The sequence below is a fragment of the Prevotella sp. AM34-19LB genome (assembly GCF_003468525.1).
Taxonomy (GTDB): Bacteria; Bacteroidota; Bacteroidia; order Bacteroidales; family Bacteroidaceae; genus Prevotella.
In genome coordinates this window covers 64056-77365 of sequence record NZ_QSIG01000002.1, presented here as the reverse complement: position 1 = coordinate 77365, position 13310 = coordinate 64056, and the positions used below count along the sequence as shown (strand labels likewise).

Annotated in this window: 15 protein-coding genes and 1 pseudogene; 7 read left to right on the top strand and 9 right to left on the bottom strand. The window is 45.0% G+C overall.

The window, feature by feature from the left end:
• The first annotated feature begins 11 nt into the window (after positions 1–11).
• Entirely contained in the window at positions 12–410 is a 399-nt protein-coding gene (locus tag DW830_RS01065; RefSeq protein ID WP_119248548.1) for a hypothetical protein, read from the top strand.
• 167 nt (positions 411–577) lie between these two features.
• Positions 578–847 (top strand): nucleotidyltransferase domain-containing protein, encoded by a 270-nt coding sequence (locus DW830_RS01060; RefSeq protein ID WP_119248547.1) that lies wholly within the window; start codon positions 578–580, stop codon positions 845–847.
• 171 nt (positions 848–1018) lie between these two features.
• On the opposite strand, the gene DW830_RS01055 is transcribed toward DW830_RS01060, so the two are convergent.
• On the bottom strand, positions 1019–2131 hold the full coding sequence (locus tag DW830_RS01055) for a Fic family protein (protein WP_233544324.1): 1113 nt from the start codon (positions 2129–2131) through the stop codon (positions 1019–1021).
• Positions 2132–2640: 509 nt separating this feature from the next.
• Positions 2641–4845 (bottom strand): sodium-translocating pyrophosphatase, encoded by a 2205-nt coding sequence (locus tag DW830_RS01050; RefSeq protein ID WP_119248546.1) that lies wholly within the window; start codon positions 4843–4845, stop codon positions 2641–2643.
• Positions 4846–5046: 201 nt separating this feature from the next.
• On the opposite strand from DW830_RS01050, the gene DW830_RS01045 reads away from it, so the two are divergent.
• Positions 5047–6408 (top strand): MATE family efflux transporter, encoded by a 1362-nt coding sequence (locus tag DW830_RS01045; protein WP_119248545.1) that lies wholly within the window; start codon positions 5047–5049, stop codon positions 6406–6408.
• 94 nt (positions 6409–6502) lie between these two features.
• Here the strand turns inward: DW830_RS01045 and DW830_RS01040 are convergent, their stop codons facing one another.
• The 5 genes from DW830_RS01040 to nusB form a co-directional block, all read right to left on the bottom strand.
• On the bottom strand, positions 6503–6952 hold the full coding sequence (locus tag DW830_RS01040; RefSeq protein ID WP_119248544.1) for a DUF5606 domain-containing protein: 450 nt from the start codon (positions 6950–6952) through the stop codon (positions 6503–6505).
• Positions 6953–6987: 35 nt separating this feature from the next.
• A complete protein-coding gene (gene coaE, locus DW830_RS01035) occupies positions 6988–7563 on the bottom strand; it encodes a dephospho-CoA kinase (protein WP_158573407.1) in 576 nt (191 codons plus the stop codon).
• Between the two features lie 50 nt (positions 7564–7613).
• Positions 7614–8561 carry a CdaR family protein gene (locus DW830_RS01030; RefSeq protein WP_317125360.1) on the bottom strand — a complete coding sequence of 316 codons (948 nt, stop codon included), beginning with the start codon at positions 8559–8561 and terminating at the stop codon, positions 7614–7616.
• 39 nt (positions 8562–8600) lie between these two features.
• Complete coding sequence (yajC, locus tag DW830_RS01025; RefSeq protein ID WP_117662985.1) at positions 8601–8918, bottom strand: preprotein translocase subunit YajC; 318 nt, start codon at positions 8916–8918, stop codon at positions 8601–8603.
• A 113-nt stretch (positions 8919–9031) separates the two neighbouring features.
• A complete protein-coding gene (gene nusB / locus DW830_RS01020; RefSeq protein WP_119248541.1) occupies positions 9032–10030 on the bottom strand; it encodes a transcription antitermination factor NusB in 999 nt (332 codons plus the stop codon).
• A gap of 310 nt (positions 10031–10340) precedes the next feature.
• Between nusB and DW830_RS01015 the strand changes: the two genes are divergently transcribed.
• The 3 genes and pseudogenes from DW830_RS01015 to DW830_RS01005 all read left to right on the top strand — a co-directional run bounded on the left by DW830_RS01015 (position 10341) and on the right by DW830_RS01005 (position 11993).
• Entirely contained in the window at positions 10341–10943 is a 603-nt protein-coding gene (locus DW830_RS01015) for a 50S ribosomal protein L25/general stress protein Ctc (protein WP_119248540.1), read from the top strand.
• A 53-nt stretch (positions 10944–10996) separates the two neighbouring features.
• Entirely contained in the window at positions 10997–11569 is a 573-nt protein-coding gene (gene pth / locus DW830_RS01010; protein ID WP_089542883.1) for an aminoacyl-tRNA hydrolase, read from the top strand.
• 2 nt (positions 11570–11571) lie between these two features.
• Positions 11572–11993 (top strand): annotated as a pseudogene (locus DW830_RS01005) (RNA-binding S4 domain-containing protein).
• A gap of 46 nt (positions 11994–12039) precedes the next feature.
• Here the strand turns inward: DW830_RS01005 and DW830_RS16845 are convergent.
• Both DW830_RS16845 and DW830_RS01000 read right to left on the bottom strand, forming a co-directional pair.
• Positions 12040–12162 carry a hypothetical protein gene (locus DW830_RS16845; protein ID WP_255415601.1) on the bottom strand — a complete coding sequence of 41 codons (123 nt, stop codon included), beginning with the start codon at positions 12160–12162 and terminating at the stop codon, positions 12040–12042.
• Positions 12163–12302: 140 nt separating this feature from the next.
• Positions 12303–12500 (bottom strand): DUF6722 family protein, encoded by a 198-nt coding sequence (locus DW830_RS01000; protein ID WP_119248539.1) that lies wholly within the window; start codon positions 12498–12500, stop codon positions 12303–12305.
• Positions 12501–12754: 254 nt separating this feature from the next.
• Between DW830_RS01000 and DW830_RS00995 the strand changes: the two genes are divergently transcribed.
• Positions 12755–13306: a porin family protein gene (locus tag DW830_RS00995; protein ID WP_119248538.1), complete on the top strand. Its 552-nt coding sequence runs from the start codon at positions 12755–12757 to the stop codon at positions 13304–13306.
• Positions 13307–13310: the final 4 nt, after the last annotated feature.

The following is a 13310-nucleotide window of genomic DNA, read 5'->3' as shown; positions in this document are numbered from 1 at the left end:
TCGAATTGTCTATGAAATTAAAAACAAAATTTATTTTGACCTATGTAGCAGGTATTGTTACTGGATGTATAGTATTCTTTGTGATAAGCTGCATAATTGTAGCTAATAATTCATCAAAAGATGACGTAGTTATGTTTGATAAACCACGTAATACTGTACCAGAAAAAACCTTCAAAGTTTTTCAGGTATTTTCTGATGGAAGCGCTTTGTCGAGTGGAGATGACTCTTCGGGCAATAATCTTGGTTTAGATGTTCTATTTCTGGGAGATGAGAGTACCTCTTACTATGATGACCAAAAGATAGAAATTCCTAAAGGAAAGGTTGCAAGACAAATAGGTAATTACAGCTATACAACCAATATGGGGGTAGAAAAAACAGTACCTATAGTGGAAATTATGGATGAACAATAGTGAGATTCGGGCGCCATACAAAGCTTTTGCCCCTACAGGGCGACAGGCGTGCGGACATGAATACCCAGAGCGAATGCCCTGGGCTAGGAGCTTCAGCCCCTTCAGGGCGTGAGGGGAATTGCTGCCTATGGTTGGCACAATCTTTGTATCAACGAATATATCGCAACATGAAGAAGGAACAAGAACATATATTGGCAGCTATACGCAAATGCCTAGCGAAAAACTTGCCTGCAGGCGGAAAGGCGATACTTTTCGGCTCACAAGCCAAAGGTACCGCAAGGGATGATAGCGACTGGGATATTCTTATCATCCTGGATAAGGAGGAACTTCTTCCTTCTGATTACGATAACGTAACCTATCCTCTCACCATGGTTGGATGGGAATTATGGTGGGGATTACAAATCCCCAGGTTTTATCGGTCGAACATATTTCTATAGCGGATTGCAAATCCGCCAGAACGCCTGCCACTAATACCATACATAGTCTAAGGTATCTGATATACTGCAAATAAAGGGTGGCAATAAGGCTGATTTCTATTGCCACCTAATGACACGTGTGCGGTCACATTTTCTTTTCAGCTATATTTGATAAGCAATTTTATCGAAAATTCAGGGAGAAACCAACTCATAATTTGTGCTTCTTCCACCTTCTCCAGTTGGTTTTAATATACCTTTGGCTATCAAATCCCTGATATCACGATTGGCGGTATCTTGAGAACAATGATTAATCTTATACCATTTGGAAGAATTCAGCTTCCCTTCGAAACCAGTTAAAAGCATATTGAGAACCTTGCGCTGACGTTCATTGATGGAAACAGAGCGATGCACATCCCAAAATCTGGACTTACGTAACACTCCTTCAGTTTTATCAAAAGCTGCTTCCAACGCTAACTTCAATGTATGTAAAAACCATAGAATCCAAGGTGTCACGTCAAGACCTCCCTTCTGTGCCTGCTCCAAATATTGATAATAATCTTTACGATGATTCAGGATTTCAGAAGAAAGACTGTAGTATCGATGGGAGGTCTGATCAGCACGGGATAACAACAATTCCGTCAACGTTCTACAAATACGACCGTTGCCATCATCAAATGGATGAATCGTGACAAACCAAAGGTGCATCACGGCAGTCTTTACCAATGGATCAAGCGTATTCTCAGAATCTAACCAGTAAAGAAAATCAGACATCATACCTGGTACATCCTTGCTTGCCGGAGCTTCATAATGTATCTTCTCATGACCTAATGGTCCTGAAACCACCTGCATAGGCTCTTCACCCTGGCGCCAATCGCCCACCAGAATTTTATGGATACCGCTTCTTCCTGTAGGAAATAGAGCTGCATGCCAAGAAAATAAACGCTCGGCATCCAACGGCATATCATAATGCTGCACTGCATCTATCATCACTTGTACCACTCCCTCAGTATAATGATCGGAGTTTTTCAAGCCTTCAAACTCCAGACCCAATTGCCGGGCTACAGACGAGCGAACACTATCTCTATTCAATTCCTCACCTTCAATTTTTGCAGAGTGTACAATTTCCTGAGTCATAGACTCCAACATAGACAGGTTCTGTTCTTCAAAACCAAACATAGAAACTCTACCCAGCAATTTACCTCTCAGCAGATTGATTTCTGCCAAGATATTGCTGAAACTGGTATTATCCCATTGCATGTGGGGCCAACCTTCATGCTGCCAAATATATTTTGTTCCTCTCATCATTGCCGCATTTTTAATCTTTCATTCTAAATGTACCTGCAAAAATAGACATTTTTATCGAATATTGCAAGTTTTGCGGAGATTATTTGGCCTATTCTCCGCAAATTTGCGGAGAATAACAATGGAAAAGATGAAAAAAAGGCATATTGCAGGTGTAAAGCTTTTCCAGGAAGCAACATTGGGTTATACTTCTTGATGGTGAGATAACCGCTCTGATAGGTCAGCCCTGCCAGACATTCCTCAAACGCCATGACCAGGTCTTCGCTGTGTCGTTCTGAACAGCTGCGATAATATCGTAAATATAATTCTGATTTTCGCTTCTCTTGCTCAAACTATAGGAAAATGAGGAGAGAAGAGATATTGGTGTTTCCCTTAAGGAAAAATAAAAATATCCTTAAGGGAAAAAATATTTTTCCTTAAGGGAAAGTTTTTCTTCCCTTAAGGGTAGTTTTTAGACATAGAAACTTTGTAAAGTTGTTTCTTAACAGTATTAATTAACAGAAACCTCTGTCTTACAGGAAGGCAATGGTCAAACCTGCCATCACAATACTTACCATCGACATCAGCTTGATGAGGATATTGAGAGATGGACCAGAGGTATCCTTGAACGGATCACCCACGGTATCACCTACAATGGTAGCCTTATGATTCTCACTACCCTTGCCTCCGAAACTACCCTCCTCTATCATCTTCTTGGCATTGTCCCAGGCACCACCAGAGTTAGACATAAAGACGGCAAGCGTGAATCCGGCTGCAAGTCCACCCGTAAGAAGACCCAAGACTCCGGCTACTCCCAAAATCAAACCTACTACTATCGGAATGATGATGGCAAGCAAGGACGGGATAATCATCTCACGCTGAGCACTTCGCGTACTGATCTCCACACATCTTCCATAATCAGGCGTAGCCTTGCCCTCAAGGATTCCTTTGATCTCACGGAACTGGCGACGTACTTCCTGAACCATTGATTCTGCCGCACGACCTACCGCTCCCATCGTCAGTCCACAGAACAGGAAGGCTGCCATCGCTCCCAGGAAAGCACCCACCAGCACCTTAGGATTGATGAGATTCACCTGGAAGAAATTGATGAAATCAATGGTAGTGGCATTCGATGGGTCAAAGATGTTTCCGGCTGCATCCACATACTGCTTTCCGTTTTCCACCGCACGAATCATCGCTATCTTGATCTCCTCGATATAAGAAGCAAGAAGAGCCAGCGCCGTAAGAGCAGCAGAACCGATGGCAAATCCCTTTCCGGTAGCCGCCGTGGTATTGCCCAAGGCATCGAGCGCATCGGTTCGCTCACGAACTTCCTCACCCAGTCCGCTCATCTCGGCATTACCTCCAGCATTGTCGGCAATAGGTCCATAGGCATCCGTTGCCAGAGTGATACCCAGCGTTGACAACATACCTACGGCTGCAATACCTATGCCATAAAGCCCTACGCTGATAGACTTAGCAGAGAGCGACATATCAAAACCATTGGCACAGAGATAACTGAGCATGATGGCTACGGAGATGGTAACCACAGGCACCATGGTAGAGATCATTCCCGTTCCTATTCCCTTGATAATCACCGTGGCAGGACCCGTCTCTGATGCCTCGGCAATCTTCTGGGTTGGTCGGTAGCTCTGCGAAGTATAATACTCCGTAGCCTGACCGATGATGACACCAGCCACCAATCCGCTGATGACTGAGAATGAGAGTCCGAGCCAATTCTCGATACCCAGGAGATATAATATAATAAAGGTAGCCACGGCGATAAGACCGGCACTGACATTGGTACCCAATCCCAGGGAATGGAGCAGATCCTTCATGGATGCCCCCTCCTTGGTACGAACCATATAGATGCCGATGAGCGAGAGGAAGATGCCGATGGCTGCGATGACCATAGGAGCGATGACGGCACGGAGCTGCATATCGCCGTTCATGGCAAAGGCGGTAGCTCCCAATGCGGCTGTAGAAAGAATGGAACCACAATAGCTCTCATAAAGGTCGGCACCCATTCCGGCAACATCTCCCACATTATCTCCTACATTATCGGCAATGGTAGCCGGATTCCGGGGATCATCTTCAGGGATGTTCGCCTCCACCTTACCCACCAGGTCGGCTCCCACATCGGCTGCCTTGGTATAGATGCCTCCTCCCACTCGGGCAAAGAGTGCCTGAGTAGAAGCACCCATTCCGAAGGTAAGCATCGTAGTGGTGATGGTAACGAGGGCAGTTGCCTCACCGGCATATACGGCGTTCAGAACAACAAACCAGATGGCAATGTCGAGCAGGCCGAGTCCTACCACAACGAGGCCCATCACGGCTCCGCTGCGGAAAGCGATTTTCAATCCTTTGTCAAGACCTGTACGTGCCCCATTGGCTGTACGTGCCGAAGCATAGGTAGCCGTTTTCATTCCGAAGAAGCCTGCCAGTCCGGAGAAGAGACCACCCGTAAGGAATGCGAACGGAACCCACGGATTCTGCACTTTCAGTACGTAAGCCATGAAGGCGAAGACAATGGCGAGCACCACGAAGACGATGGTCACCACCTTGTACTGCTGTTTAAGATAAGCCATCGCACCTTTTCTGACATGCGCTGCAATCTCTTTCATTCTGTCGGTTCCCTCATCTTCCTTCATCATCGAACGGAAGAAGAACCATGCCATACCCAATGCTACAACGCTGGCTATCGGGATGATCCAAAATACTAATGGAATGTTGTTCATAACGGTATAATTGTTTTGGTTTATAAATCTGATTGTCAGTTGATTGATAATGCAAAAATAGTACTTTTATCCGACAACTCCAAATAAAAAGGAAGAAAAAATCTTTTTCTGAATGAAAAATTTGGTAGTTACTGAATAAAGCAGTAACTTTGCACTCTTTAACGGCAGAGTATAAGAAATAGATTAGTAATTAAAAACAATATGAATAATCATACAACATCCATTGCAACGAATAAGAAACATCATTACCGCGAACTGCTCTCGATAGGATTTCCTATCATCATCGGACAACTGGGAACCATCATTCTGGGATTCGCCGACACGCTGATGATCGGTCATCACAGTACCCCCGAACTGGCAGCAGCAGGACTGGTAAACAATATCTTCGGTCTCGTTTTTGTATCCTATATGGGATTCACCTACGGACTCACCCCTATCATCGGCAGACTCTACGGAGAGGAACGTACCGACATCATCGGTCAGAAGGTGCGCAACTCCTTCCTTGCCAATATGCTGACGGGAGGCATCTTCACCCTTGCCCTCATCCTGCTCTATCTCAATCTGGCACATATCGGACAGCCGGAGGAACTGCTGGAGCTTATCCGCCCTTACTATCTGGTGAATCTGGCATCGGTGCTCTTCATGGGAATCTTCTATACCATGAAGCAATTCCTCGATGGAATCGGACAGACCAAGGTGGCGATGTGGGCAATGATAGGCGGTAACATCGTGAACATCCTGGGCAACTGGGTACTCATCTATGGTGTGGCAGGCTTCCCGGAACTGGGATTGCTCGGAGCCGGAATCTCTACCCTGGCAAGTAGAATCCTGATGGCACTGGCGATGATAGGAATAGTAGTGATCTGCAGGAAATTCAGAACCTACAGTTATGACATCGTACACAGTTCCGTAAACAGGAAGGATTTCAAGGAGATGAACCGACTGGGCTGGCCGGTGGCTCTTCAGCTAGGTATGGAATCGGCAGCCTTTACGCTGAGTTGCGTGATGGTAGGCTGGCTCGGCACCATTCCATTGGCAGCTCACCAGGTTATGATTACCATTTCCCAGCTCTTCTACCTCGTGCTTTCGGGTATGGCAGCAGCCATGGCCATCCGTGTGAGCCACTTTATGGGTCAGAAAGACTATGCTGCCGTCCGCCGCAATGCCTACGATGGATTCCGCCTGAATCTGCTGTTCTCTCTCTGCATGGGAATTCCAGTACTTCTGCTCCGCCACCAGATAGGTGGATGGTTTAATGACAACGTAGAGGTACAGGCGTATGTAGCTACGCTGATTATCCTGATGATGGTTTATCAGTTTGGCGATGGTCTGCAATACACCTTTGCCAATGCGCTTCGAGGCATAGCCTGCGTGAAGCCGATGGTGCTCTATGCCTTCATCGCCTATTTCGTCATCTCGCTGCCATTGGGTTATACCCTCGGTTTCCCTTGCGGTATGGGATTGCTGGGCATCTGGATTGCCTTCCCGTTCGGTTTGACCATAGCGGGCGAAATGTATCGGAGAAGATTTGAGAAGGAACTGAAAAAGATAGAAAAAAAATAAATAAACCAAGTCGCCCTGAAAAGGACAAAAGCATTTTATATAAAAAGCTTTTGTCCTTTTCAGGGCGACCTTTAATCAATATTCTAAATGAATCTTACTCAGCAACCTGCTCAGCACGATCATCTACATTCTCACCCTCTGTTGGAGTAAGAGTAGCCTTGAAATCTGTGATACCGTAGTTAGCGAGGATGTTGTACCACTGGAGAAGCTTCTTGATGTCGCTGTCGTGTACACGGTCGCGATCGTAGTTAGGAAGAACCTCAGCGAAGTAATCGTGAAGCTCAGCAGCAGGAGCCTTCTTGTAGTTGAAAGAACTTGGCTTGCCCTCTTCCTTCTTGCTTACGCTGTCGAGTACCTCCCACAATGGCACCTCGTCTGCATCTGTGTACATAGCGATGTCACCAAGGCTGGTTACACGGTCTGTAGCGAAAGCTGGTACACGCTTGTGAGTTTCGTCGAGCGTCTCAACGATAAGAGTTCTGTTACCTCTTGATACCAATTTGTAAAGGCCTGGTTTGCCTGCAATTGAAAGAATTGTTTCCATTGTCTATTATTATCTATTTTTATTTTTTAATATGATCAATTATCTGATGGATTGAGCAGATCGAGCAGATGCACTACCTGCGCTTCTACATCGCTCACCCCATCATTCACGATTTCATAATCCGAACGGGCTATCAGCTCTTCCTGCGGCATCACGGCATCTATCCACTGCTGCGCCTTCTCCTGAGAGATATGATCGCGCTGCATGATGCGCTGCAGACGAACGGCAACGGGAGCCGAGACACATACCACCTTATCAAAATGGGTACGACGATTGAACCCACTATCAAAGAGGATGGCACTCTCCATCCACTCACAGTTGCTCTGCTCGAAATCACGAGCCACTGCGGGATGCACCACATCGTTTACCGCCTGCTTGTTTGCCTCGCTTGACAGGATAAACTGGGCAAGCACCGGCTTCTGCAAGATACCATCGGCACTATACACCTCCTTGCCGACCAACTTCTTCAAGCCGGCCTGCAACTCAGCATCCGTACGCATCAGACGTTTCGCCTCGGCATCACAATCATATACCCGGATACCCTGCTTTTCCAAAATGCGGCATACATAGCTTTTTCCGCTACCTATGCCCCCTGTTATAGCTATCTTCATCATAGTAGTCAGTAAAAATCTATCAACTATAAATTATTAACTATAAACTATCATTGCTGTTCCAGCAGATAATCCACCGTTTCCATTTCCAGCGATGCCTTGCTTACCGAACGAGGTACACTACGCAGCTGCAGGGTGCACTTATCAGAAGGATTGGCAGCGATTTCATTGTAATCTACTACCACCGTAAACTGGCTAGGCTTGATGGTTCTGAAGAGACTAGCTCCTATGGTGAACTTCACCGAGACCTTGGATGGGAAAGTTCTGAGCACCTTATCAGGCGGCATATTGATAGCCGTAATCGGAACATCCACCGTTTCCTCGGTCAGGACATCCGGATACACAGCCAGTCGAATCATATCAGGCAGCACCTTCACGCCTCGAATCTTCTTGATGCGCACATTTTCCCGGATGGTATCCTGGAGATTGCGGTAATAGAAAGGTACGATCTCTACAGACTTGACCTCATCGAGCTGACGCTTGTTGGCATATACGGTAACCGTAGAAGGGAAAAATTCGGTATGCGCCAGATAATAGCTCTTGCTGGTTGTAATCTTTCCCCTGAACACCACCGGCACCTTCTTGGAAGCACCATAGGTGAAGTAGAAATCAAACTTACTCGGCTTTACCTGCAGGAGTTTGCTCGAACCATAGAGCTGCGAGAGAATCTGCTTCTGGACATCAGCTACCGGAATCACTCCCTGTCCCTCTGTTTCATCTGCATAGTTATTAAACTTGAAATTAAGCGGACGGAAAGCATAGGTTATCAGGGTGAATCCCTTATCACGCACCGTAATGCGCACGGTATCAGGCAAATCTCCTGTTATCACCGCATTACGTGGTGTTCCCACCAGGCGCATAGGAATCTTATATTCCCTCTCCATGGTCTCATTGAGCGTCATCATCAACCAGAAGGCGCCACTGAGAGCGAGAAAGAATAAAAAAATCAGAAACTCCTTATTCAGGCCACTGAACAGGAAGTTTCTGACAGCCTTCAATATATTCCGAATACTATGCATCAGAATTCTATGAATAGACTACTGTGCGTTAGGAGTCTGGCTAGCTGCGTCTGCGAAAACGTAACCCTTAGCAACAGTGATGACTACGCCACGTGCAATCTCTACATCTACTGTATTAGCCTGGAGATCTACACGCTTAACAGTGCCATACACACCACCGCCAGTAACCACCTTTGTACCTTCTGCCAAAGAATTCTGGAACTTACGTATCTCTTTCTGCTTCTTCTGCTGAGGACGAATCATGAAGAACCACATGATAGCGAAAATAGCTACCATCATAATGAGGAAACTCATGCTGCTACCACCAGCAGCAGCCTGCAATACTAAATTTGTCATGTCTTTATTCTAATTGATTAATGTTGTTTATTGTTGAATATCTATATATAATATTGAAACTATTCATCTATATAATGTACGCGTGTACATTATATATAAGTACTCTCTATATCTTAACCTTCTCTATGTCCATGAGAACCATGATGACCACCCTTGCGCTCAGGCAATTCCTTCTGGATCAAGCCACGAGAGATGAGGAAGCGGGCGATGGTATCGAGCATACCGTTTACATAGCCACCACTGCGAGGAGTACTATAGAGCTTGGCAAGATCTACATACTCATTGATGGTAACCGTAGCAGGAATGCCAGGGAAAGTCATCAGCTCGGCAATGGCAATCTGCATGATTACTACATCCATATAAGCCAGGCGGTTGAAATCCCAGTTGCGGCAAGCATCACCGATATAGTGCTGGTAAGCATCGCAATTGAGCAATGTAGCACGGAAGAGCTTGCGGGCAAAGTCGCGATCCTCTTCATCCTTATATTCTGGAAGCAATTCCTGATCAGCCTTGCTGGTTGGTTCAAAGCGCTTGATGGTCTTCAGCACGAAGGTATCGATGATATCCTTGTCATCATTCCAGTAGAGACTCTTCTCCTCGAGCAAAGCATCGAGTTCATCATTGTTCTGAATGAAGGTCTTGTAAGCACGGCGCCAGAACTCGCGATCGTATGCATAGTCGGTAAGCTCCTCCTCATGATCCTTGGTCATTGAACCGTCAATATAGCTAGCATAGAGATCGCTGGAGACGATGGCAGTATAAATCTTGCGAGCAGTTTCGATATTCTCTTCCCAAGAAGACTTCTTCACATCAGCCCAGTCGGCGAGCATCTTATTCTCTTCCAACTGCAAAGCGAATCTGTTGTATGCGAATCTTGAAGAAGGCTCTGGAGCACCCTCACGCTGAGCACGAGCCACCTCTACCTCATAGCGCTTCTGTGCCTCCTGGGTGAGAGCTACAATGAGTTGCAACATATAGTTGTACAAGTCATACGACTTAGAAAGAGCAAACAACAGCTCCTTTTCAGCATTATCAATATTATGATTGCTGTTCTGATAGTATGCGTAGGTTAACTGCACAATCTTACGTCTTATCAAATCCCTATTAATCATTCTCTAATAATTTAAAAGATTTATTTATATAATTACCTAAAACAGTGCAAATTTACATATTTAATATATAATATGCAAGAAAAGGGGCAATAATTTCTATTTTTTTAAGGTTAGGAGATGAGTTTTAGATATTTAACGGGCATTTTGGAGAAAATATCGCCCAGAAATTTGCATATTCCAAATAAAAGTAGTAATTTTGCACCCGCTTTACGAGAAATACTCGCGAGGCATGCTTCAAACAAAGCTAATCCGTGTGATGGCGAGTTAAGGCAAAATTATTTTTTTAACAACTTAATTTAGAGTAACACAAATGAAAGAGATTAATGTAACAGGTCAGAAGCGTACAGACCTTGGCAAGAAAGCTTCTAAGTCATTGCGTAAGGAAGGTTTCATCCCATGTAACCTTTATGGTGAGAAGAAAGATGCAAACGGTGCTCCTGAGGCTTTGTCTTTCGCAGTTCCATTCACTGAGTTGCGTAAGATTATCTACACTCCTCATGTATATGTTATCAACCTCATCATCGATGGTGAGAGCCACACAGCTATCATGAAGGAAATCCAGTTCCACCCAACAACAGACGCTCCTCTGCACGTTGACTTCTACGAGGTGAACGACCAGAAGCCTATCACTATCGGTATCCCAGTGAAGTTGGTAGGTCTTGCACAGGGTGTACGTGATGGTGGTCGTATGAACCTCTCTATCCGTAAGATCAACGTTACAGCTCCTTACCAGGTAATTCCTGAGCACCTCGATGTAGATGTTACAGAGTTGAAGATTGGTAAGAGCATCAAGGTAGGTGACCTCTCATTCGAGGGTCTCGAGTTGGCTACAAGCAAGGCTGTTGTAGTTTGCTCTATCAAGATGACACGTAACGCTCAGCTCGCTGCACAGGCTGCTGCTGAGGAGGCTTAATCAACGTTAAGTCATCAAAGATTTTACGAACCTGAGTAAAGCATTATCAAACATTGGATAAATATTTGATTTGTGGGCTTGGTAACCCTGGCGACGAATACGCTGATACCAGGCACAACACTGGATTTATGGTATTGGACGCTTTTGCTAAAGCGTCCAATATTCATTTTGAGGATAAGCGATACGGATACATTGCCCAGACTACGCTCAAGGGAAGAAAGATTATCCTGCTGAAGCCTACCACCTTCATGAACCTGAGTGGTAATGCAGTGAGATATTGGCTGAATCAGGAAAAGATTGACCAGAGCCGACTTCTGGTGATCAGCGATGAACTCGCCCTGCCTCTCGGCGCTTTCCGCCTGAAGGCTAACGGAAGCAATGGTGGTCACAACGGCTTAGGACATATCCAGCAGCTTATCGGTCAGAACTATGCCCGACTCCGTATGGGTATCGGCAACGATTATCCTCGTGGCGGACAGATAGACTGGGTGCTGGGTAAATACACAGAGGAAGACATGAAGCAGCTTCAGCCTGCCATCGACCTGGGTGTAGAGATCATCAAGAGCTTCGTATTGGCTGGTATCGATATCACCATGAACCAGTACAACAAGCTAGGGAAAAAATAATAATGAAAGAATCAGCTAGAATAGACAAGTGGCTTTGGGCAGCCCGCATTTACAAGACTCGCAGCATTGCTGCCGATGCCTGCAAGAACGGCAGAGTAACAGTAGGTGGCGTAACCCGTAAACCCTCCTTCATCATTAAACGTGGCGACGTGGTGAGCGTGAAGAAAGCCCTATCACCTACTCTTTCGAGGTGCTCGACTGCATAGAGCAGCGTGTAGGAGCCAAAATGCTCTTCGGAGTCTATAAGAACGTGACCGATCCTAAGCAGTATGAACTGCTGGAGATGAGTCGCATCAGCGGATTCGTAGATAGAGCAAGAGGCACTGGTCGCCCAACCAAGAAAGAACGCCGTGCCCTGGATGCCTTCGTTGATCCAGCCATGTTTGGATTCGATGAAGAAGACTGGGACGAAGAAGAAGAATAAACAAAAACTCCCCCTACACACTTTTTGATGTGTAGGGGAGTTTTCGTTACTCCCACTGAGCACTTTTCTTCTGCTGATTCTTTTCATAAATCATCAATCCTACAGCAAAAAGACATATCAAAACCAGTGCTCCACAAATAATCGCAAAATTAATCTCTTGTGTAGTCATAATTATCTTCCTTTAAGCCGAAAGGCTTTTTTCTTTCTTTTGCTTCTTTGTATCATAGATACCTATTCCTAATCCTACCAAACAAAGTAAGAAAAGGGTTCCTAATATAAGCCAAGTATTAAGTTCATGAGCATCCATATTTATTTTCCTTTCTTTTTATTATTATTACTTGATTTCTTAACCAGCCACAATCCGATGCCAAGCATTCCTAACATCAAAACTATAGAGGCTATAATAGTAGCTGCGGAATTCATATCCCCCAGGAAAGTCGCAAGCAAGAGCGCCGTCAGTATATATTTGGCAACGTCCATTAACCATTTTCCAAATTCTAGTCCCATACGCTATACTTTTATCTCTGCAAAGATACAACTTTTTATGATACAATGCAAGAAAAAGGGGAGATTTTTTCTAAAAACATACGATATGGGAACAAGTATGCTACATTTTGTAATATGATGGCAAATAAAGCTTAAAAAGTTTGGAGCGAATAGAGAAAACCTATATCTTTGCAATCAGTTTCAGAGTATAAGCTGATTACCAACTTACTCAATCGTGAGTATTAACATACTATTAATTTTATAATTTAGAGATTATGAAAAAATTATTTGTAATGGCAGCTATGGTGCTGTCTTCAGTAGGTGCTTTCGCACAGCAGGCTGCAGGTACAACAACTCTCCAGCCTAAGGTAGGTTTGAACGTTGCTACAATCGGTGATAACGACTGGAAGGCTGGTTTCGCAGCTGGTGCTGAGTTGCAGTATCAGGCATCAAGTAACTTAGGTGTTGCTGTAGGTGCTCTCTATTCTGTACAGGGCTTCAAGGCCAAGGATGTAAAAGTTGCAGGTATGACTTTTGAAGGTGGTAAATGGAACCCAGGCTATATCAATGTACCTATCACATTGAACTATTATCCTGTAGCTGGTCTTGCTCTCAAGGCAGGTTTGCAGCCAGGCTTCCTGGTAAACAAGGATGATGCAGAAGGCGTTAAGACTGTAGATCTCTCTATCCCTGTAGGTCTCTCTTATGAGTACCAGGGTATTGTATTCGATGCTCGTTACAACATCGGTGTAACTAAGGTTGCTGACAACTGGGATCACTACAACAACGTAATCCAGATTACTGTAGGTTACAAGTTCACTCTCTAATCAG